Genomic DNA, 20,978 nt, shown 5'->3' on the forward strand with positions numbered 1-20,978 from the left:
CGGGGCGTTGGCTACCCCCAGATGGAACGGCGGAGGGCTTTTCCTTCCGCACGGGCCGCGACGGCCTCCTCCATGGTCACGGCTACGAACCGGGTCTTGGTGCCGGGTGCGCTGCGGGCAAGCTGGTCCATGTCCGCGCTGATGACGGTTGCGACCATGGCATAGCCTCCCCCGGACACTGCGTCGCGGTGCAGGACGATGGGTTCCTTGCCTCCGGGGATCTGGATGGAACCCACCGCATATCCGGCGTCGACAATGTTCGAAGGATCGGAACCAGCGCCGAAAGGCTGCTCCCGGGCCTTCCATTCGACGGCCGGCCCGCTGTACCGCAGGCCGGTCCGGTCGGCCACCGGGGTGAGCGTCCAGGTCGAATCCAGCAGGGTTGCGAGACCGGAGTCGGTGAGCCGGTGGTCGTAGAGGCCCAGAAGAACCCTGATCTCCGTTTCGCCCGGAAATGCCGGGCGCAGCTCGGGGGCGATTCCGGCGAGGACCTCCCCGGATGCGGTATCGCCGACCGGGACCTCGTCGCCCGCGGCGAGCTTGCGCCCTTTATAGCCGCCGAGGGCGCCGAGGGCGTAGGTGGAGCGGCTGCCCAGGACAAGGGGCACATCGATGCCGCCGCGGACGGCCACGTAATAGCGTGTACCGCCTTGGAGGAAGCCGAAGGAAACTTCGTCCCCTGCGGCGAGTTCGATGGCTTCCCATTGCGAGACGGTGGCCCCGTTGACTTTAACCTCCACCGGGGCACCTCCCACGGCAACGACCGCGGGGGCGGAGGTGCGGAATTTCGGGCCCAGATACGTGCATTCCAGCACCGCTTCCTCAGCGCTGTTGCCCACCAGGGCATTCACGATTTCCGCGGAGAGCTGGTCCATGGACCCGCCCTGCGGAATCCCCACGTTGTAGTGGCCGAATCGTCCCCGGTCCTGGACCGTCGTCGACAGGCCGGGTTCCAAGATCTCAAGAGTCATTGAGGTTCTCCAATAGCTTCGTGTTGTAGCTCTCGGGATCATCGAGGGCCTCAGCCAGGTCAAAGGTGACCGGCACCTGCTTGTAGACGAAGGTGCCTGCCTCCACCTGGTCCTTGATGCTCTTGTATTCGTCCTCATCGACCGGCCGAAACTTGACGATGTCGCCCGGCTTGAAGAAGACCATAAAGTCCTTGAAGTCGGCCAAGGACTGCGCGGGGTCGAAGATCGGGGCAGCCGCGATGCCGAACATCTGGTAGCCGCCGGCGCCGCGGACGGAGTAGATGCACGCGAAGCAGCCGCCATGACCGACTGTGAGGGGAGGTGTGTCCGTGCGCGGGCTGAGGTACTTCGGTACCTCCAACTGCTGCTCACGCGGCACCATCTGGAACATAAACGGCAGGCCGGCGACAAACCCGACCATGGAAACCAGCCACGGGCTGCTGTGATGGCGCCTGATGAACTCGGCGGCGCCGGAGAGGTTGTTGACCTCGGCCGCAAAGTCCAGGTCGGTCCCCTCGGGCCGCTGGTGACCGCTGCGGAAGCGGGCACCGGTTTCCCGCGTGTACGGATCGTCGTACCAGACCGGAACCTCGATCAGCCGCGTGTTCAGCACCGGGTGGGCGGTGTTGTCCACCTCCACTTCGATCTCGCGCATGGTTGCTTCCAGCTCTGCGGCGTCCAGCACATCGGGGTCGAAACGGACCAGCAGGGACGCGTTGGCGGGGCAGATTTCCGTGACACCAGCCAGCGCCCGGTCGCCGAGCCTGGTGGCCATCGAGTTGGATTTGAAGTTCGCGGCCAGGCTCATCGCCTCCGAGATTTCAACGAACAGGAACTCGTCGCCGCCCCAGGTGTAGCGCGCCGTCCCTTTGAGTGAGCCTGCGCCCAGGGTATCGCTCATGACAGGTCCCCCAGGATCTCCGGGCAGGTTTCGATGAACTTGGTGTGGTGCTCCACGGACTTCAGTTCCGGCCGGTGCAGCACGGCGCTCAGCAGCGGAATGGTTGTTGACACACCCTCGATGGTGATTTCGTCGAGGGCGCGGATGGACCGGCCGATTGCCTCGTCCCGGGTTTCGTCCCAGACGATAATCTTCGCCAGCAGCGAGTCGTAGAAGGGCATGACCGAGGACCCGGCGACGAACCCGGAGTCGATACGGACCCCGGGACCGCCCGGCCAGTCCAGGCGTTCCAGCAGGCCCGGACTGGGCATGAATCCCTTGGACGGATCTTCGGCGTTGAGCCGGAATTCGAAGGCATGCCCGCGGAAAACAACGTCTTCCTGGCGCATCCGCAGCGGCTCCCCGGAAGCTATCAGCAGCTGTTCCCGGACCAGGTCAAGGCCCGTGACCATTTCGGTGACGGGATGCTCCACCTGGAGACGGGTGTTCATCTCGATGAAGGAGACCTCGTGGTTGACTGCGTCGTACAGGAATTCGACCGTTCCGAGGCCCTTGTAGTGGCACTGCCGGGCGAGCTCCACCGAGGACTCCAGCATGTGCCGGCGGACGGCGTCCGGCAGGTCAGGGGCGGGCGCTTCCTCCAGGATTTTCTGCTGCCGCCGCTGCATGGAGCAGTCCCTGTCCCCGAGATGGACCACGTTAGTGCCGTCGCCCAGCACCTGCACCTCAACGTGGCGGGCGCGTTCCACGAACTTTTCCAGGTAGACGGCGGCGCTGCCAAACGCGGCCGCCGCTTCGGCCTGGGCCACCTCCACCGTCGAGGCCAGGTCCTCCGCCCGCGTCACGAGCCGGATTCCGCGCCCGCCGCCGCCAGCGGCCGCCTTGACCACCAGGGGGAAACCGATCTCGGCAGCGATCTCCAGCAGGGCGTCGCCGGTGGGGGCTTCTCCGTGCGTTCCGCGCAGGGTGGGAACGCCCGCATCCTCGGCCGCCTGCCTGGCCCGTGCTTTGTCCCCCATCAGCTCGATGGCTTCCGGGGACGGGCCCACCCAGATGAGTCCCGCGTCAATGACCGCACGGGCAAAGGCGGCGTTTTCGGACAGGAACCCGTAGCCGGGGTGCACGGCGTCGCAGCCGAAGTCGGCGGCCGCTTTGAGGACGGCGCCGTGGTCCAGATAGCTTTGGCTGGCGGGGGCTGGGCCAATGACCGCGTATTCGTCCGCAAGGCGCGCCGCCAGCCCGTCGACGTCGGGCTCGCTGGCCACCACCACCGTGTGGATCCCCAGTTCGCGGGCGGTGCGGATAATCCGTACTGCGATCTCACCCCTGTTGGCGATGAGCAGTTTCTTCATTGTTTTTCCTCTATTACTGCGATCACGTCGCCCGGATTGACGGTGCCTGAATCCGACACCTCAAACTTGACCAGGTTCCCGGACACTTCGGTCTTGACCTCGCTGAACTGCTTCATGATTTCGACGACGCCGATCGTCTGGCCCGCCTCGACGTGGTCGCCTTCCTGCACATAGGGGTCCTTGTCGGGGCCGGGCTTGCGGTAGAAAACTCCGGGAAGCGGCGAGGTGACTTGGTGTGACATGGTGTGCCTTTCAGTTGAGGTGTTAGGGGCAGTACATGACAGGTCATTGGCTACCGTCCGCCCAGGGCCGCCCGCACGGCCTCGGCCACGGCCGGGGAATTGGCGGCATCGGAGTGGACGCAGATGCTGGTGAAGTCGATGTGGACGGTTGAGCCGTCCGAGGTTTCCACGAGCCCGTCGTCGAGGACCCTACGGACGCGCTCAGCAGCCTTGGCGGGGTCCGTGGCCTCGGGCCGGCGCTGGATGATCAAGTGGCCCGCGGGGTTGTAGTTCAGGTCCACGTAGAGTTCGCCAACGAACGGCACTCCCATTTCCGCGCAGACGCTTTCGTGCGCCGTTCCGGCGAGCCCGAACATCGGAACTCCGTACAGCGCGGCGACCTTCGCTGCGGACCGCATCAGTTCGGGATCCCGTGAGAGCATCCCGTAGAGGGAGCCATGGGGTTTGATGTGGTTGAGTTCCAGTCCGGCTTTCTTCAGGAAGCCCACCAGTGCGCCCGTCTGGTAAAGGATGATGGACTCAACTTCGGCCGGGGTCAGTTTCATTTCCCGGCGGCCGAATCCGGTCAGGTCCGGCAGGCCCGGGTGCGCGCCGATCCGCACGCCGTGCTCTTTGGCTGCGGCCACGGTTTCTTCCATGGTGTCCGGGTCGCCGGCGTGGAAACCACAGGCCACGTTGGCCACATCGATGATTTCCATCAGCGCCAGATCATTTCCGAAGCTGTGCAGCCCGAACGCTTCGCCCATGTCCGAATTGATCTCGATGCTATTTTCCCCGCCGCTATTTCGTTCAGCAGCGGCTGTGACATTGCCCACATTAACATTGTTCATGCGTTCAACATTAGGGACTGCCCCATCCCTTACATAGTGGGCAAATGTCCACTATCTTTGGCAGCAGGTGTGCAGTCTGCACACCACCGTTCGGAGGGCAACGGGGCCCGGGGAAGGCGTTATGAGAGTCTCGGATCTGCTGGCGGAGGACTCGCTGCAACTCAGGTTGCATACGCCGTCCACGGCGAAGCGCCTGGCGACGTCCATCAGCTACACGGCCCCGGCGGAGTTCCTTGACCCCACCCCGTTCCTGGGCGCCAACTGCCTGCTGATCACCCACGGGATCGGTTTCAATTTCTTCGACCAACGGACGTGGGACGCCTACGTCGAACGGCTGGCAGGCGTCCCTGTTTGCGCCATCGCCTTCGTCACGGGAGTTGCGCACCGGCTGATACCCTCGCCGCTGGTGGAGGCTGCGAGGACCCACGCGATTCCCCTGTTGGAGGTTCCCAGTGTTGTTCCCGCCCTGCAGCTGCAGCGCTTCGTCACAAGTGTCCTCGAAGCCGAGCGGTTTGCCCTGACCCGTCAATCGTGGGAGCTGGCCGACCTGTGTGCCAGAGCCGCGCGGTCCGGCGGATCGCTCCGGGCCGTGCTGGCGGAAGTGGCCGCCGCGGCAGAGGGCCAGTGTGCCGTCTTTGACACCACCGGCGCCCTGATCAGCTGGTGGCCCGCCAGCTCACGCTGGACGGCGGAAGACCTCCGTCTTGATGCGCGGGGAACCTCCGGGGCCAGCTTCGCGCTGCCCACCGGCGGCACGGAGCATTTTCAGCTGGTGGTCCGGGGCGGGACCACCGGGGAACCGCTCGCCACCCTCATCGGACCGGCGTCATCCATCCTCGCCATGCAGCTCAATAGTGCGTTCAAAGTCAGCGCCCCGCACCAGGCCAAGCTGGAACGGCTGATGCAACAGTTGGAGGACTGGCAGGGTGTGGCCCTGAAGGAGCTGACCCGGACCTTCCGCGCCACCGGCCTGGACCCGCACGCCCCCACCTTCCTGGTGGTGGCCGAGCCGGACAAGGCTCAACTGCCGCATGCCTGGCGCATCCGGCTGGCCGTACAGGAGCACCTGAACAACGCCCACGTCTTCACGTATCGGGGCTCGTTCTACGCCCTCGCGCAGGCCCGGACGGACACCGCCGCGGACTGGGACGCCATTCCAGCCCGGCTGCTGGACTCTCTCCGGCAGGTGGTGCCCGGTCTGTCCCTCGTTATCAAGGGTCCCTTGGGCAGCGTGGATGAGCTGCGGCTCGGCCTCGCCCATGCGCAACGGCTGGTCCGCCAGGTCACGGGTCCCGCCATGGCCGCCCCGATGAGCATCGAGTCCCTGGTGCTGGCCACCGCCGGCAGCGGCGCCCACGCCGCAGCGGAAAATCTGCTCGCACCGCTGCGCACCTATGACCAGGCCAACAACGGCCGGCTGATGCCGACCCTGCGCGCCTACCTAGACCATGATGCCCAGCCATCCAGGGTCTGCCAGGCGCTGTACATCCACCGGAACACGCTGAGCAAGCGGCTGGCGCTGATGTCGCGGCTGCTCAACGTCCGCCTGGACACCCTGGACGGGCTGACAACGTGCATGCTGGCCGTCCGGATCACCGACGACGAGCCCTGACACCGGTGCTACTTAGGGCGGCGGGGCGGTCCGGCCACGAGCCGGTCCGGGAGGATCCGGGCGGCCGCGGTCAGCACCTTGTAGCGCCTGGTCGGGACGGAGACGGCCTTGCCCCTTTCGTTGTCAGCGAGGCCCTCACGCACCACCTGTTCGGCCTGCAGCCACATCCAGCGCGGGGTTACCGTCTTGTCCATGCCCATCCGGTCGTGGAACTCGGTATGGGTGAAGCCGGGGCAGACCGCTGTCACGGTCACGCCCCGTTTGGCGTAGGCCAGGTTGGCCCAGCGGCTGAAGCTGACAAGCCACGCTTTTGCCGCCGAATAGCTTCCCCGGGGAAGGAACGCTGCCACGCTGGCGACGTTGATGATCCGGCCGGAATGCCGGCTGAGCATGCCCTGCAGCGCGGCGTGAGTCAGTTGCATGGCGGTCTCGACGTGCAGCTTGAGGTGCCGGGTCTCCTCCGCGATGTCGTTCTCCTCGAAAGAACGCAGCAGGCCGGTCCCCGCATTGTTGACCAGGATTTCCACTGGGCGCGCCGGATCCGTGAGGCGGGCGACGACGGCGGCCACCCCGGCGTCGTCCGTCAAATCAGCGGAGATCACCTCGGTACTGATGCCATACCGTTTCTCCAGCTCCTCCGCCTTGGTTTGCAGCCGGGCGGCGTCGCGGGCCACCAGCACCAGGTTGTGCCCGTGGTCGGCAAGCTGGCGGGCGAATTCCGCGCCGATTCCGGCGGTTGCTCCGGTGATCAGGGCGGTGGTGCCAGCCGGTGCCGGGACGGGTGCAGGTGCAGTCATGGCGACAGCCTTATACGAGCCGGTCTCAGGCCAGGGCCGGACCGGCGGCCAGTTCGCCCTCCGCGGGACCGTTTCCGTCGCCCAGGTGCCGGTTCTGCAGCTCTTCGGTGGCCAGCTCGTACCAGGTATGCGCACCGAAAGACGGGCTGCTGGTGTCCAGGTGCCGATAGAGGGCATCGGCCAGTTGGCCCAGTGCCACGTCGGAGAGTGCCCGGACGGTGGCGGCGGGATCCAGGGTCCCTTCGAAGTATTCGGAGAGCGCCAGGCCGTTGATGGTGTTGAGCTCGTCAGGGATGGGGCTGCAGGCCTCGTCCAGTCCTGGATTCAGCGTCCCGCCAGCGGGAAGGCCGGCCGGAGTACCCGCGGGGAATCCCGGGGAAACGCCCGCGACGCCGACGGTCAGGGACTCAGCGGCGGCGTCGGGCAGCGGGACCGCGGCGAGCTCGCCCTCGAGGCCGGCGAGGACCTCGCCGTCGGATCCCACGTGCATCAGGCAGATCGGCAGGTCCGCAGGTTCCGCCAACGTGATGCGGAAGGGCACTTGTCCGGCAGCAGTCCCGTCAGGCGACCCGGCGCCGGTTCCCGGCGCAGCCGCGCTGGCGTCGGCGATGGACCTCAGCTGCAGGAGGATTTCCGGGTCGAGGTGGGACGAGCCATGAAGGTCAATGATGACGTTGGAACCTGCACCGAGCCGGCCCGCCCGCCGAATAATGTGCAGCAGTGCGGGGAAATCTGATTGGGTGAGGCAGCCGGTGACCTCGAGGGTCACGTGTCCGGGATCGACATCCACACGGACAAGCACACGCAGTTTATGGTTCACGGGGTTCTCCAAAAGGGACACGTCCAAGAGCCAACTGCATAACTCTGCTAGAACTTTACGGCGTTGTTGCTCCGGTCACAAGCAGAGCGGCCTTCCAAGGCGCACGCTGCGGCCTCAGGCCCCGGCCGGGGGCTGCTCGGGCCAGTCGATGTATTGGTTGTACGCGTCGTGCTTGCGCAGGTACCGGTACATAAAGGGGCAGTTGGGAATGATCCGCTTGCCGGATGCCACCACGTCGTCCAAGGCGAAGTGGGCCAGCACCTTGGCGAGTCCCTGGCCCTGGAATTTCTCCTCCGTATCGGTGTGGATGAAGTCCACATGCCCCGGCTCGTCGATGAAGCGGATCTGGACGGCCAGCTGGCCGCCGACGTGGAGCTCATAGTGGTGCAGCTCATCATTCCGGGTTGTGGACACGTTCGGACTGAACGTGTCTTCCGTGACTGCCGAGTTCTCCGTCATGGTTCGACATTGGCACTTAATGGCGGGTGTGGCAATGGCGGGTCAGATCCGCCGAGGCCCGGATCGGACACGAGCCGGGCCGGAATCCGGCCCAGCAGCAGGACGGCGAGCGCGAAGCACGCCGCTCCCCCGCCGAGCAGTCCCAGGGTCAGTCCGTTGAGCGCTGCGTCGGCCACCGGGACAAAGACGACGACGGCGGCCGTCACCACGGCGGCCGCCGGGCGGGACCGTGCGATTGCGACCGACGTCGGGCGTTCTTCGAGGCGGCCGAAGAGCGCCAGCACCGGCAGGAGCAGGCCGATCACGGCCAGCAGCACCAGCGGCCGGCCCCACCACCAGGCGGCGGTTCCGCCTGCCGGCTGGGGAAAGTCGGTCAGCAGCAGCACCCCGGACAGTGCCGCGAGCATGGGAAGGTGCCAGAGGTAGACGGTCATGGACCTCCGTCCGGCCAGCCCAATGAACCGCCGCACCGGCACCATCGCCGCGATGCTGGACAGCACCGGCCGGAAGAGCTGCAGGGCAGCGGCCTGCGAGCACCCGAGGAGCAGGAGGGTGAGGTTGGGCGGGTTGAGGTTCACCAGCATGTTCCCGGAGTACAGCCCCAGCCACACGAGGAGCCCCAGGAGCAGGTTGCTTGCCAGGATGATGCCCGCCAGTGCCGGCCGGCCGAGGGCAAGCGGGCCCCGGTCGGCGAGGAAGAATCCGAGCTGCTGCACGGCGCACCAGACGAAGACCATGTTGAGGTAGGCCAGCGTCGGCATCATCCCCCGCAGGCAGTCCACCGCCACCACTAACGCTGTGAGTCCCGTCAGGGTCAGCCAGGGCGCCCGGGCGTGCAGGCGCGCCAGGAGCGGGAGGTTCAGCTGCGCCGCGAGGTAGGCGGCGAGGAACCACAAAGGCATGCCTGCCCCGGAAACCGAGAGCTGGATGACCTGCGGGTCCACCCCGGTCAGCCGCGCAGCCCAGAGCCCGGTGAACATGATGGCAAGCAGGACAGCGGCGGGGCGTATGAGCCGCAGCATCCGCGCCTGCATAAAGTCGAACGTGTTGCCGCCCCGGGCCCGGAGGCGGCGCCAGGACTGCAGGCCGGTCATGCCGCCGACAACGAAGAAGAGCGGCATGACCTGCAGGACCCAGACCACAGGTTCGAACCAGCGCTGGTTGCCGAGGGTGTTGTCGGAGGTCACGGTGCCGTCGGGATGCAGCACCGGGCTCACCATCATGGTGTGCGATACCACCACGAGTGCAAGGCAGAAGAACCTGGCGAGGTCGATCACCAGGTCGCGGTCGGGCCTTACCGCCTGTCCGCTCCCTGCCCGCTGCCGTGGAACCATTGAGCCCCTAAGGAACCTGCCAACGCCCTGCCAGGGCTGTTGGGCGCCAACGCCGCTCTGTGTGCCTTCATTGTCGGCCTTGCAGGCGCCCTCGGCCAGTACCGTTGGGCACATTTCAGGTTCAGGGCGTCGGGTTCAGGCAGTCAGCAGCCCCACCACACCGAGTGCGACGGCGAGCAGCGGCGTCGCGCCCTGCGTGGCGGCCGCACGGAGGTACTTGCGTCCGCTCATGGCGAGAACGATCGAGGCCAGGAGCATGGATCCGCAACTGCTGAAGACCAGAGTCCATCCGACCGCAGGGTGCCCGAGGGCGATGGCCCCGGCACCGGCCAGGGCGCCGGCGGCGAGGAAAAGATTGTAGAAACCCTGGTTGTAGGCCAGCGGCCGCGTCGTTTCGGCGTCCGCCTGCGAGGTAACGCCGAAGCGCTTCCACGTGGCTGGCTGCACCCAGGTAATGGACTCCATGATGAAGATATACACGTGCAGCAGGGCCGCAAGCAGCGCAAAAACGAGGGAGGCCAGGATCATGTTCCTGATCCTAGCCTCCCCCCGATTTCGGAGCGGTTGTGGTGAGTCAGCGCGAGAGGGTGGCCAGCGCCGTGGCCGCGAAAGTCCCGGCCGAATTGTCCCATTCGGCCAGCAAACCCTGGAGGTTCTCGCCATCCCTGCGGTGCGTGCCCGTGCGTGCCTCGAGGGTTTCCAGGACGCCGGTGCGGAGCTCGGTGTTGAAGTTGACCTTGCCCACGTTCATGGCGGCGGCCTTGACCAGCTCGGCCGCGGGGATTCCGGAGGCGCCGTGCAGCACCAGGGGGACACGGGTCCGCACTGCGATGTCCTGCAGCACGTCCCATCGCAGCTCGGGTTCGCCCTGGTACCGGCCGTGGACGTTGCCCACGGCCACGGCCAGCAACTGGGCTCCAGTGCGGGCCACGAAGTCATCCACCTGGGCGGAGTCGGTGAGTCCGGCCGCCGGGGCGCTGCCTGCGGCGCCGGGACCGAAGGCCCGGTCCTCGTCGCCGGCGAGGCCGCCGAGTTCGGCTTCGATGACGGTCTCCGCTGAGCCGGAGCCGTCCAGCATGGCGCGGGCGGCACGGACCAGGGCGATGTTGGCCTCGTACTCCAGCGACGATCCGTCCACCAGGACAGAGTCGGCCCCGGCGGCAACGGCGTCGGCAATCACCGCGAGATCGGAGGCATGGTCGAGCTGGACGGCGATCGGGACCGCGGCGGAGTCGGCGAGGCCCCGGAGCGCCGCGACCAGCCGCAGGCCCTTGGCGGTGGCCGCAGTGCTGGGCGAGACCAGCAGGATGGCGCCGCGTCCGCCGTCCTCCGCCGCTGCCACCACGGCGAGCGCCGTCGTGAAGTCGTAGCAGGTGAAGGCCGGAACGGCCGATCCCTGCTGGAGGGCTGAAACTACCAGCTGATCGAGACGGGCACGCATCAGGCGCTCAGGCCTCCCACCAGGATCCAGGCCACAAAGGTCAGGGCGAAGCCGGCAAGGCCGAGGATGGTGGTGAGCACGGTCCAGGTCTTGAGTCCGTCCGAGACGGTGAGTCCGTAGTACCGCACTACAGTCCAGAAACCGGCGTCGGTCACATGGGACAGCCCAAGGGCGCCGAAGCCGATGGCAATGACGATCACGGCGGTCTGCGCCGGGGTGTAGCCGCCGGCCGTCACGGCGGAAGTGAGCAGCCCGGCGGTCGTCACGATGGCCACAGTTGCGGAACCCTGGGCGGCGCGGAGGGCCAGCGAGATGATGAAGCCGAGGACGATCAGGGGCAGGCCCAGCTGGTCCAGTGTCTCCGAGAGCGCCGCCCCAATGCCCGACGTGCGCAGCACTTCGCCGAACACGCCGCCGGCCGCGACCACCATGAGGATGGAGGCGATGGGCGGGAGCGCGCCTTCGAAAATTTCGCCGGTTTCGCGCAGCGACCACTGGCGGCGGACGGCCAGGAGGAAGAAGGAAAGTGCGACGGCGACGAGCAGTGCGAAGAACGGGTTGCCGACGAATGCTGCCACGCCGTACCAGTAGCTCTGCTTGTCGATCGTCAGCGTGCCGACGGTGCCGACGAGGATCTGGACGATCGGGGCGGCAATGAGGAAGATGATCAGGCCGGGACGCGGCGGCGCGACGACGTGGTGGTCCTTGCCCTCATGGCCTTCATGGATGATGTCCTTGGAGCCGAATTCGTCGAGCTGGGCCTTGACTCCGGGCAGGAGTTCGTAGTCCTTGCGGTTCATGATGGAGGCCACCCAGTAGGACAGGAAACCCAGCGGGACGCAGATGATCAGCGAGATGAGGGTGATGAGTCCGATGTCCGCGCCGAAGACACCGGCTCCGGCGACGATGCCCGGGTGCGGCGGTACGGCCACGTGGATGGCCAGCATGATGCCGGCCATAGGCAGGCCGAACTTGATGGGATGCACGTTGGCGATCTTCGCGAAGGCGTAGACGATCGGCACCAGCACAATGACGCCGACCTCGAAGAACACCGGGATGGCGACGAGGAACCCGACGCCGGTGAGGGCGACAGCGACGCGCTTGGCGCCGAGCTTGGCGGTGAAGTGGTCGGCAAGCGACTGCACCCCGCCGGAGACCTCGATCATTCGGCCGAGGATCGCGCCGAGGGCGATCAGCAGGGCGACCTTGCCCATGGTGCCGCCGACACCGGTGGCGACGACGGTGAAGACGTCCTTCAGCGGGATGGTGGATGCCACGGCGACCAGGATGCTGACCGTCAGCAGCGCCACAAACGCCTGGATCTTGAAGCGGATGATCATGACCAGCAAAATCGCAATGCCGATGGCGGCAATGGTCAGCAGCAGCGGAGTGCCGAGCTCCACGGCCGGTTTGATGACGGGGACGTCGGCCGCCCGCACCATCAAAGAGTTGATCAGGGGATTCATGTGGGGGTGTCTCCTTTGACGTCACTGCAGCCAGTGACCGGTGTTTCGCCGACGACGGCGGAAAGGGGGGATCCGCCGTCGTCGAGTTTGGGGAATCTGAGGCGGGAGCGGGTGCTAGGCGGTGCGCTTGGTGGGGGCGACGACCCTGATGACGGCGGAGTCGTCGGCGGCGGCGAGCCCCTGGGCCTGGCCGAGGAGGTACAGCTGCTCGGCGGCGGCGGCCACCGGGGCGGCGAGGCCGGCGGCGCGGGTGGCCTTGCCCACGATGCCCATGTCCTTGACAAAGATGTCCAGGCGGCTGAGGACCTCCGCGCCGTTTTCGGTGTAGGCCTCCAGGATGCGGGGCCCGCGGTTGGAGAGCATAAAGGAACCGGCGGCCCCGGCCTCCAGTGCTGCGAGGGTCTTGGCCTGGTCCAGGCCGAGGGCGTCCGCCAGGGCCATTGCCTCAGCCGCCGCGGCGATGTGGATGCCGCAGAGCAGCTGGTTGACGGTCTTGAGGGCCTGCCCGTCGCCGGGCTTGTCGCCCACGACGGTCAGGGTGGAGGCGAGCAGTTCCAGGACCGGGCGTGCCGTTTCCAGCGCCTGCGGTTCGGCGCCGACCACGATCAGCAGGTCTCCTTCGCCGGCGCGCTTCGGTCCGCCCGAGAGCGGGGCGTCGACGAGGGCGACGCCGAATTCCGCGAGGCGGGCGACGGTGGCCGGAATGGCTTCGGTGCCCACGGTGCTGCCCAGGATCACGACGGCGCCCGGCTTCAGTACGGAGGCCACGCCGTTCCCGCCGAAGAGGACGTCGTCCAGCTGTTCGCCGTTGCGGACCGCCAGCAGCAGCGCGTCGGCGCCCTCGGCGGCCTCACGGGCGGAGGAGAAGGTCTTGATGCCGGCCTCTTTGGCGAGCTTCAGCCGCGGCTCGGCGATGTCGAAGCCGTGGACGGTCAGCCGGGTTGCCAGCCGTGCGGCCATGGGCAGTCCCATGGCGCCCAGGCCGAGGACAGTGACTTTGTAGTTCATGGGTTTCTCCGTTGAATGAGGGGTTAGGGGGCAGCTGGGGAGAATGTGTTGCTGAGCTTGCGGGTGACCTGAGCCAGGGACTGGTCGTCACCCACGTTGCCGGCGAAGACGATGTACGGGATGCCCTTTGCGGGTCCGTCCACCGGCTCCCACAGGCTGACGATGCCCGGGAGCATGGGCCCGCGGACGATCGCGTGCCGGATCTCCAGGCCGTGGGCGGCGACGTCCGAGGACGTGATGCCTCCCTTGGCGATGACGAAGCGCGGCGGGAACGTCTTCAGGGTCCGGTTCACCACGGCGACGACGGCGGCGGACACGGTGCGGGCGATCCGCAGGCTCGCGGCGGCGTCGTCCGTCTTGATGAGCAGCCGGCTGGTGTGGAGGATGACATCGGCGCTGCGCAGGGCCTCCGCGACGGTCCGGACGATGCCGTCCAGGTACTCCTCGGCCCCGCCGCCCAGCAGTTTTTCGACGTCGATTTCCACGATGCGCGCCGCGCTGTGCTGTTCGACGAGGGCCTTGAGCTGGCGGGTGGTGACGCCGACGTGCGAACCGACGACGATCAGGCCGCCGGCGTCGGAGGGCGTGAGGCCCGCGTAGGCTTCCTCGCCGCTGAGTTCGGCGCGGATTTCCTGGCCGATGCGCCCCCGGACAAACGGCGGGCCCACCCGGTACAGGAGCTTCTTGCCCCGGCGTTCGGCTTCCTCCAGGCCCAGGGCCAGTGCGCGGAGATCGTTTTCGGTCACAATGTCGGCGACGATCGGGGTGGAATCCGTGGCGGACTCGATGGCGTCCGCAATGGCTTTGGCTGAGGCCAGGGGGTCCCCGTCCGGGGCGGCGGCACGGATGGTGTTCAGGTCCAGCACGATCACCGAATCCGCCGGGAACCGGCCTTCGGACTTTTCCTCGACGTACTTCGCCAGTTCGGAATTCGCGAAGCCGAAGCTCGCATCCCGGGCGAATTCGGTCTCGGCCACCGGAGTGAGCTTGCCGGCGTCCTCGCCGGTGCCGCGCATGTAGTGCACGCCGCCGATCGTCACGCGACCGGCGTCGGGGAATGCGGGGACGATCACGACGCCGTCCGTCACCTCGCCGGTGACAGCGGCGACGGTGGCCGCGATGGTGTCCGGTTCCAGCGGGTAGTGGCCGCGGAGGGTGGAGTCGCTGCGGCTGACGAACCCCAGGCGCAGCCCCGCACTGCTTGGATCGGCGCCGTCGGCTTCGAGGGCGGCCGCCGCGAGGGCGTTCCGGACCACTTCCTCGTTGCGGGCGGCAGCTTCGGCCGGGTCGAGGCTGCGGGTGTTGGTCAAGACGTAGACCGCGTCCTGGCGGCGGCCGTTGATGCGGTGGTTGAAAGCCCAGGTGAAGTCGGCGACTTCCCAGCGGGTGAGGACCGGCAGGTCCGCGACGGACTGCGTACCGGTGGGGTCGTCGTCAAGCACTACCAGGATCCGGGGGGCGGACGCGGACTGGGCCTCCACGGCTTCGGCGACGGTCCGGGCGGGAATCCGGACCTCCGCCGGAAAGGCGGCCAGCACATCTGCTTCGAAAAGCTCTGATTCAAAGGGCACTTGCACTCCATTGTGGGAACTCTGCTGCGGAACAAATTTGTAAGATGTCTGACATCTAACATCTGGATGCTAGTGTGGCATACGGCACAACGACGCGCAAGTAGACTTGTCCACCAGGAGCAACTCGGTGACAGCAGATGGGGAAAAGTGGCTAGGAAATCGCTGGTCGGCGTGGTCGCTGACGAACTGCTGGACCGTATCATTGCCGGCGAATTCCCGCCGGGCACATCGGTCCCCGGCGAGCTGGAGCTGAGCGCCCGCCATGAGGTGAGCCGCATGACGGTCCGCGAGGCGATGAAGACCCTCGAAGCCCAGCAGATCCTCAGCGTGGAGCGCGGCCGCGGGACCTTTGTGAACCCGCTGAGCCGATGGGCCTCCCTGGAGGCAGTCCTCCGGGCGGCCTCGGAGGGGAAGAACGACGCGGCTGCCGCCGTGCAGCTGATCGAGCTGCGCCGGATGCTGGAGTCAGGCGCCTGCGAGCTGGCGGCCGTCAGGATCAGTGACGCCGACCTGGAGGCCCTCTACGGGCAGCTGGAATCGATGCGCGTGGCGCACGAAAAGCACGATGTGGCCGCGTTTGTGGCGGCGGACCTCGCGTTCCACGACCTCATCCTGCGCGCCTCGGAGAATGTTTTTGTGGCCGTCCTGTTCGCCCCGCTGCACCGGGTGCTGGAAAAACGGCGGACCCAGACGTCCGAGGTGCGCGACATTCAGGCACATGCGATCGGCGAGCACCAGAAAATCGCGGATGCGCTGGCCACACGGGACCCGCACCAGGCGCGGGATGCAATGGACGCCCACATGCAGCAGACGCTGGATGACCTCAAGACCTACGTCCTGGCGGACCGGCCGGCCTGACTGGCGGTCCGGATGGCCCCGGGGGCGGGGTGACTGGCTGCGCCAGGCGGGGCTTAGGCCAGCGAGAGGAAGAGCTTCTCGAGCTCGGCCCGGTCCAAGGTGGGGTCCTCCTGCTGCATGCACTGCTGCAGGCCCGTGGCGATGATCGAGAATCCGGCCCGGTCCAGGGCGCTGGACACGGCAGCCAGCTGGGTCACAACACTCTTGCAGTCACGGCCCTCTTCGATCATCCGGGTCACGGCGGCGAGCTGCCCCTGGGCGCGGCGAAGGCGATTGATAACGGGCTTCATGTCAGTGGGATCGAGTTCCATTTTGTTCCTCCGGGATCAACAGGGTTCATTCCATGATATACCCCCCTATGTATTACTGATACCCCATAGGGTATGATGCCGCCCACTGCCGCCGCTGCCCGGGCATCAGGGGCCCCGACGGGGCCTCCTGCGGGGTGGTTCTGCACCGCTCGGGACCTAAGGACCTAGTGGATGCTGAATATTCGGCGTATTGCTAAAAGTGTGAACGCCGCCGGATTCCTGGATCCCGGCGCCGGCCAGGCCGGCGCACGGGTCCCCGCGCCGAGGCAGGGACCGGAGCACGGCGTGGCGTACGGCCCGCGGCGGGACATCCATTCGCGTGCAGCGTGGAACCCGGGGCTGTGGAGCCGCTATGTCGCTTTGGGGGATTCGTTCACGGCGGGCCTTGGGGATCCGGAGCCGCTGAGCCCCGGCGGCATGCGGGGCTGGGCGGACCGTATCGCCGAGGAACTCAGCGAGGGAAGAACGGATTTCCGGTACGCCAATCTCGCCGTCAGCGGCCTCCTCCTGCGCCAGATCCTCGACCGGCAGCTGGGGCCCGCGATCGCACTCAAACCGGACTTGGTCACGCTCTCAGCCGGCGGAAACGACCTGGTCTTCCACCGGAGCGATCCCGACCGGCTGGCCGCCGACCTCGACGCCGCAGTAGGCATGCTCAGCGCCACCGGGGCCACCATTGTGCTGTTCACTGGTCCCGACTGGCGCGATACACCGTTGCTGGGCCACAACCGGGGCAGGGTGGCCGTCTTCAACGAGAACATCCGGACCATCGCGGCGCGCCATCACGGGGTGATCGCTGATCTTTGGACCTTGCGCCAACTTGCCGACCCGCAGATGTGGGACCCCGACCGGCTGCACTTCTCGCCGATCGGGCACCACACCATCGCGGCCATGGTGCTGGAATCCCTGGGCGTGGCCCACACCCTCACGCCGCTGGAGCCCAAGCCCATGCCTGCCGCCAGCTGGCGGGACAGCAAGGCCGGGGACCTCGCCTGGTTCACCACCTACCTGCTGCCCTGGATGATCCGCCGGGTCCGGAAACGCTCCGACGCCCCGCCGCTGGCGCCCAAGCGCCCCGAGCCGGGGCCGGTCTACGGATCCTGAGGCGCACCATTCAGAGGGACGGCCTCCGGCCCTAGTCCCGCTGCGATCTGTCGGCTAATCTGCAGGAACGGCCCACCGCCGGGTATCGATGGCGATCACGAGGAGCGAAGTTGTCTAATCACACTTACAGCATTTCTGAAATTGTCGGAACGTCCAACGAGGGCGTTGATGCCGCCGTCCGCAACGGCATCGCCGAGGCGGCCAAGACCCTGCGGAACCTGGACTGGTTTGAGGTCAAGGAAATCCGCGGACACCTCGAGAACGGCGCTGTCGCCGACTGGCAAGTGACCATCAAGCTCGGATTCCGGCTGGAACGCTAACGTCCGACGCCGGCCCGCACGTTCCGTCGTCGAAGAACTCCGCGTGCAGTACACGCACTTGGGCCGCTCGGGCCTGAAAGTTTCCCGGCCCTGCCTCGGAACCATGAACGTCGGCCCCCAGACCGGGGAAGCGGATGCCCGCGCCATCATGGACTCGGCGCCGGGCGCGGGCATCAACTTCTTCGCCGGTTGTGGGCCCCCGCACCCGGGACCAACTCGATTCCACCTCCGCGCCATGGACCCGGCGCTCGATTCCGGCGCGCTCCGGCGGCTCGATGAAATCTTCCCGGGACACCGGACGGCACCGGGGGACTATGCGTGGTGACCGGCGAATTCATTGACGTCCGCGGGCGGCCCCGCCGCAAGGAGACGATCACGCCAGCCAAAAAACGGGACGACGAACCAAGAAATTACCCGCCACGAGGAGTTTTCACTCCCGGCCGAATGGCTCTTTGATAATAAGCATGATTAGTATTGGGGAAGAAGGATGAAGCGCACCCGGCAACCCGGGTGCCTCCTCACTGAAGAAGAAGGAACGATAAAAATGGGTTTTTTCGCATTTCTGATTCTGGGCCTCATCGCCGGCGCAATCGCTAAGGCAATCCTCCCGGGCAAGCAGGGCGGTGGCATTCTCATCACGCTGCTGCTCGGCGTGGTCGGCGCCTTCTTGGGCGGCTTTATCGGTAACGCGATCTTCGGCGTTGGCGTCAACGAGTTCTTCTCACTGTCGTCCTGGCTCCTGGCCATCGGCGGTGCGATCATCGTCCTGCTCGTTTACGGCATGATCACCAAGCGTTCAGCCCGCTAAAGCTGACGACCGGAAACCGGTCCCGGGAATTTTCCCGGGGCCGGTTTTTTGGCACACCCCCACTTTTTACCCGGCACCATCGAGGAACAGGAGTACCGCATGAAAGGCAAACTTCTTTTCGGAGCAGGAATCGCAGCAGGCTACGTTCTCGGATCGCGGTCCGGACGGGCCGCCTACGAGAAGCTCAAGACGCGGGCGGCGGCCCTCTGGGAAAGCCAGCCGGTCCAGGACAAGGTGGCCGCGGCGACCGAAGCGGTAAAGGAAAAGGCACCCGAGGTATCCGAGCAGCTCGGCGAAGCCGCCCGGCGGGCCGGAACTGTGATCGGCGCCGCGGTCCGCCGCGACACGCCCCCGACGGGGACAACAGGTGACGGGAGTGCAGCCGACGGCGGCATCCCCGCGCACAGCACCCATCCGGAGACCGTCAACCTCGGGACGTCCGTCGCAGCCGGGGCGGCCGACGTCGACTCGGACCCTGCACTGTCCGACCAGCACGGCCAGGACTGGTCCGACGAAGGCGGGGCCACCCGCGCCGGAGCCGCAACCAACGTCGATCCCGACAAGGAGTCCTAACTACTCCGGGGACCGCCGTCGCTCGGCCCCATCAAGCATCGGTGTTCCGATAACAACCGTGGCGTCCAGCTCCCCGGAGCGGGCCACACGGGCGGTGAGTCCGTTGCGCCGGAACAACTCGACGGTCTGCGGCGCCTGCCGCGGACTCGTCTCGATCAGCAGGTAGCCGCCGGGAGCCAGCCATCGCGGCGCCCCGGCGGCCACCCGCCGCTGAATCTGAAGCCCGTCTACACCGCCGTCGAGGGAAACCCGCGGCTCGTGCAGGCGGGCTTCCCGCGGCATGGTGCCGAGTTCGGCCGAGGGAACATACGGGGCGTTGACGGCGAGGACCGAAACCCGCCCGCGCAGCCGCTCCGGGAGGGCCGTGTACAGGTCCCCGACGTGAACCTCGCCGCCCAGCGGCATGACGTTGCGGGCCGCGCACTGTACCGCGGCCGGGTCGACGTCGGCAGCGTGCAGCTCCAGGGGCCCGGCCTGCGCCGCGAGCGCGGCACCGACCGCCCCCGAGCCGCAGCACAGGTCGACGACCACCGGCGCCCGTCCGGTGCTGCCTGCGCGGCCGGACCGTTTCACGAGCCTCGAAGCCTCACGGACCAGGAATTCGGTGCGCCGGCGGGGCACGAACACTCCGGTGTCCACTTCGATCCGTAGTCCACAAAATTCAGCCCAACCCAGGACGTGCTCGAGCGGAAGGCCGGATACCCGCTGCTGCACCAGGACGTCGAGGTGGTCCGGCGTTGTGGCAGCGCCGCAGAGCAGCCGGGCCTCCTCCTCGGCGAAGACGCAACCGGCTGCCCTGAGCCTCGTGATGACCGTGGGACTGGACGCGGGAGGGCCCGTCATGTCGCAGACCCCCTTCCGTTCATCGCGCCGGGAATCTCATGCTATCGAAATGGCAGGATGGCACCATGTCCACGAACAGTATGTCCTCCGGATCGTCGCTGCCGGTTCCGGCAGACGCGATATTGTCAGACGCCGCATTGTCAGACGCAGTACCGCCGGACGAGCTGATCTGGACCGGTTGTTACACCACGGACGGCGGCGGCCGCGGGACCGGGATCGGGGCCCTGCGCGCCCGTGCTGACGGAACGCTGAGCTGGCTGGGCGTCGCCGCCGCGGCCCCATCGCCGTCGTTCCTCGCCGTGCACCCCACCCGGGATGTGGTCTACGCGGTGGGCGAGGCGGCTGGGACCGTACGGGCATACCGGCGGTCCGGCGGCTTCGGCCTGGCCCCGGCCGGCCGGGACTGGCCGGCCGGAGAGGCGGCCTGCCATGTCGCCGTCGACCCGCGGGGCCGGTTCCTCGTGGTGACCTGCTGGGGCGATGGACAGGTCCTGCTGTACGAACTGGACCACGACGGCGGCATCATGGCACGGATTCCGGCCGCCGCTTCGATGATCCCCGGGCGTCCCAGCCGCGCCCACGCCAGCCTGACGCTCGACGACGGCAGGCTGATGACCACCGATCTGGGGCACGACCTCCTGCGGGTCTGGAACTACGCGCCCTCGCAGGGGCTGCAGCTGGACCACGAGCTGGCACTCCCCCGGGACAGCGGCCCCCGGCACCTCGTCCAGCACCCCGGCGGGAGCGTGCTGGTGGTGACCGAATATTCGATCGAAGTGGCCGTGGTGCAGCGCTCCCGCGAGTCCGGCATCTTCAGCCTGGCCGGGGTGGCCCCGGCTACCCGCGCCGGCGCCCTTCCCGGGGACTCCGCGGCAGAGATTGCCCTCTCCCCGGACGGGAGGCACGCCTACGTCGGGGTCCGCGGCTCCAACCGGATCAGCGTGCTCGATGTGGACAGCGACGGCGGTGCCCTCCGGCCCCTGGCCGATGTCCCCAGCGGCGGCGACTGGCCGCGGCATCATCTGGTCCGGAACGGCTGGCTGCATGTGGCGCACGAACGCTCCGGGAACGTGATGACCTACCCGCTTGATCCGGTCAGCGGTCTCCCCGGAGAGTCCGTGGGCAGGGTGGCGCTGGCGTCTCCGACCGCGCTGGTCCCCGCGGCGCGATAACGAGGGACATGCCCAGCCCTCACGCCAAGGAACGGGCATAACAGGACTATGTCCAACCTTCCCCACACCCAGTGGGCATGTCCCCCTGGGGCGTACACGGACGGGCCCGCGCAGCAACCCTGGCCGCGGGACATGCCCAGTCCACGCAGCCGACCCTGGGCACAAGGGCACTATGTCCAGCCCTC

The 20,978-nt window shown here is 67.2% G+C and carries 23 protein-coding genes and 1 pseudogene; 8 read left to right on the top strand and 16 right to left on the bottom strand.

Annotated features, from left to right (window positions below; all coding sequences use genetic code 11):
• Positions 1-11 precede the first annotated feature (11 nt).
• The 5 genes from ASE96_RS07310 to pxpA are packed head-to-tail and all read right to left on the bottom strand — an operon-like array spanning position 12 to position 4,296.
• Positions 12-971, bottom strand: a complete 960-nt coding sequence (locus ASE96_RS07310; protein WP_056428091.1) for a biotin-dependent carboxyltransferase family protein — start codon at positions 969-971, stop codon at positions 12-14.
• Positions 961-1,872, bottom strand: a complete 912-nt coding sequence (locus tag ASE96_RS07315; RefSeq protein WP_056428094.1) for a 5-oxoprolinase subunit B family protein — start codon at positions 1,870-1,872, stop codon at positions 961-963. Before ASE96_RS07315 ends, ASE96_RS07310 begins: the two co-directional genes overlap by 11 nt.
• The gene (locus tag ASE96_RS07320) at positions 1,869-3,224 is read right to left on the bottom strand and encodes an acetyl-CoA carboxylase biotin carboxylase subunit (protein WP_056428097.1); all 1,356 of its coding nucleotides are present in this window, start codon (positions 3,222-3,224) and stop codon (positions 1,869-1,871) included. The genes ASE96_RS07315 and ASE96_RS07320 overlap by 4 nt, the downstream gene beginning before the upstream one ends.
• Positions 3,221-3,466 carry an acetyl-CoA carboxylase gene (locus ASE96_RS07325; protein WP_056428100.1) on the bottom strand — a complete coding sequence of 82 codons (246 nt, stop codon included), beginning with the start codon at positions 3,464-3,466 and terminating at the stop codon, positions 3,221-3,223. Before ASE96_RS07325 ends, ASE96_RS07320 begins: the two co-directional genes overlap by 4 nt.
• Before the next feature lie 50 nt (positions 3,467-3,516).
• On the bottom strand, positions 3,517-4,296 hold the full coding sequence (gene pxpA, locus ASE96_RS07330) for a 5-oxoprolinase subunit PxpA (protein ID WP_082492627.1): 780 nt from the start codon (positions 4,294-4,296) through the stop codon (positions 3,517-3,519).
• A gap of 121 nt (positions 4,297-4,417) precedes the next feature.
• Between pxpA and ASE96_RS07335 the strand changes: the two genes are divergently transcribed.
• A complete protein-coding gene (locus ASE96_RS07335; RefSeq protein ID WP_056428105.1) occupies positions 4,418-5,908 on the top strand; it encodes a helix-turn-helix domain-containing protein in 1,491 nt (496 codons plus the stop codon).
• A gap of 8 nt (positions 5,909-5,916) precedes the next feature.
• Here the strand turns inward: ASE96_RS07335 and ASE96_RS07340 are convergent, their stop codons facing one another.
• The 9 genes from ASE96_RS07340 to ASE96_RS07380 form a co-directional block, all read right to left on the bottom strand.
• Positions 5,917-6,705 (bottom strand): SDR family NAD(P)-dependent oxidoreductase, encoded by a 789-nt coding sequence (locus tag ASE96_RS07340; protein ID WP_056428110.1) that lies wholly within the window; start codon positions 6,703-6,705, stop codon positions 5,917-5,919.
• A 25-nt stretch (positions 6,706-6,730) separates the two neighbouring features.
• Positions 6,731-7,525: a hypothetical protein gene (locus tag ASE96_RS07345; protein WP_056428112.1), complete on the bottom strand. Its 795-nt coding sequence runs from the start codon at positions 7,523-7,525 to the stop codon at positions 6,731-6,733.
• A gap of 114 nt (positions 7,526-7,639) precedes the next feature.
• A complete protein-coding gene (locus ASE96_RS07350; protein WP_056428114.1) occupies positions 7,640-7,984 on the bottom strand; it encodes a GNAT family N-acetyltransferase in 345 nt (114 codons plus the stop codon).
• A complete protein-coding gene (locus ASE96_RS07355; protein ID WP_056428115.1) occupies positions 7,981-9,318 on the bottom strand; it encodes an acyltransferase family protein in 1,338 nt (445 codons plus the stop codon). The genes ASE96_RS07350 and ASE96_RS07355 overlap by 4 nt, the downstream gene beginning before the upstream one ends.
• Before the next feature lie 135 nt (positions 9,319-9,453).
• Entirely contained in the window at positions 9,454-9,846 is a 393-nt protein-coding gene (locus ASE96_RS07360) for a DUF1304 domain-containing protein (protein ID WP_056428118.1), read from the bottom strand.
• 46 nt (positions 9,847-9,892) lie between these two features.
• Positions 9,893-10,759: a class II fructose-bisphosphate aldolase gene (locus ASE96_RS07365; RefSeq protein ID WP_056428120.1), complete on the bottom strand. Its 867-nt coding sequence runs from the start codon at positions 10,757-10,759 to the stop codon at positions 9,893-9,895.
• Entirely contained in the window at positions 10,759-12,225 is a 1,467-nt protein-coding gene (locus ASE96_RS07370) for a GntP family transporter (protein ID WP_056428122.1), read from the bottom strand. Before ASE96_RS07370 ends, ASE96_RS07365 begins: the two co-directional genes overlap by 1 nt.
• A 114-nt stretch (positions 12,226-12,339) precedes the next feature.
• Complete coding sequence (locus ASE96_RS07375; protein WP_056428127.1) at positions 12,340-13,233, bottom strand: NAD(P)-dependent oxidoreductase; 894 nt, start codon at positions 13,231-13,233, stop codon at positions 12,340-12,342.
• Between the two features lie 23 nt (positions 13,234-13,256).
• On the bottom strand, positions 13,257-14,804 hold the full coding sequence (locus ASE96_RS07380) for a four-carbon acid sugar kinase family protein (RefSeq protein WP_056428130.1): 1,548 nt from the start codon (positions 14,802-14,804) through the stop codon (positions 13,257-13,259).
• Positions 14,805-14,951: 147 nt separating this feature from the next.
• Between ASE96_RS07380 and ASE96_RS07385 the strand changes: the two genes are divergently transcribed.
• Complete coding sequence (locus ASE96_RS07385) at positions 14,952-15,662, top strand: FadR/GntR family transcriptional regulator (protein WP_056428133.1); 711 nt, start codon at positions 14,952-14,954, stop codon at positions 15,660-15,662.
• Positions 15,663-15,715: 53 nt separating this feature from the next.
• Here ASE96_RS07385 and ASE96_RS07390 read toward each other — a convergent pair whose 3' ends face one another.
• Positions 15,716-15,973: a metal-sensitive transcriptional regulator gene (locus ASE96_RS07390; protein WP_056428136.1), complete on the bottom strand. Its 258-nt coding sequence runs from the start codon at positions 15,971-15,973 to the stop codon at positions 15,716-15,718.
• Positions 15,974-16,144: 171 nt separating this feature from the next.
• On the opposite strand from ASE96_RS07390, the gene ASE96_RS07395 reads away from it, so the two are divergent.
• The 5 genes and pseudogenes from ASE96_RS07395 (at position 16,145) to ASE96_RS07415 (ending at position 18,778) form a co-directional block, all read left to right on the top strand.
• A complete protein-coding gene (locus ASE96_RS07395) occupies positions 16,145-17,077 on the top strand; it encodes an SGNH/GDSL hydrolase family protein (protein WP_082492628.1) in 933 nt (310 codons plus the stop codon).
• 110 nt (positions 17,078-17,187) lie between these two features.
• Positions 17,188-17,397, top strand: coding sequence for a dodecin (locus ASE96_RS07400; protein ID WP_056428140.1), 210 nt, complete (start codon positions 17,188-17,190; stop codon positions 17,395-17,397).
• A gap of 43 nt (positions 17,398-17,440) precedes the next feature.
• A pseudogene (locus ASE96_RS19805) lies at positions 17,441-17,581 on the top strand (aldo/keto reductase); the annotation flags it as partial.
• Positions 17,582-17,941: 360 nt separating this feature from the next.
• Positions 17,942-18,205, top strand: a complete 264-nt coding sequence (locus tag ASE96_RS07410; RefSeq protein ID WP_056428147.1) for a GlsB/YeaQ/YmgE family stress response membrane protein — start codon at positions 17,942-17,944, stop codon at positions 18,203-18,205.
• Positions 18,206-18,304: 99 nt separating this feature from the next.
• Complete coding sequence (locus tag ASE96_RS07415; RefSeq protein ID WP_056428150.1) at positions 18,305-18,778, top strand: YtxH domain-containing protein; 474 nt, start codon at positions 18,305-18,307, stop codon at positions 18,776-18,778.
• Here the strand turns inward: ASE96_RS07415 and ASE96_RS07420 are convergent, their stop codons facing one another.
• Entirely contained in the window at positions 18,779-19,621 is an 843-nt protein-coding gene (locus ASE96_RS07420) for a putative protein N(5)-glutamine methyltransferase (protein WP_056428153.1), read from the bottom strand.
• Between the two features lie 65 nt (positions 19,622-19,686).
• Here ASE96_RS07420 and ASE96_RS07425 point away from each other — a divergent pair, with 65 nt between their 5' ends.
• Positions 19,687-20,793 (top strand): lactonase family protein, encoded by a 1,107-nt coding sequence (locus ASE96_RS07425; protein ID WP_235500161.1) that lies wholly within the window; start codon positions 19,687-19,689, stop codon positions 20,791-20,793.
• Positions 20,794-20,978 lie beyond the last annotated feature (185 nt).

The sequence above is a fragment of the Arthrobacter sp. Leaf69 genome (genome assembly GCF_001422645.1).
Taxonomy (GTDB): domain Bacteria; phylum Actinomycetota; class Actinomycetes; order Actinomycetales; family Micrococcaceae; genus Arthrobacter.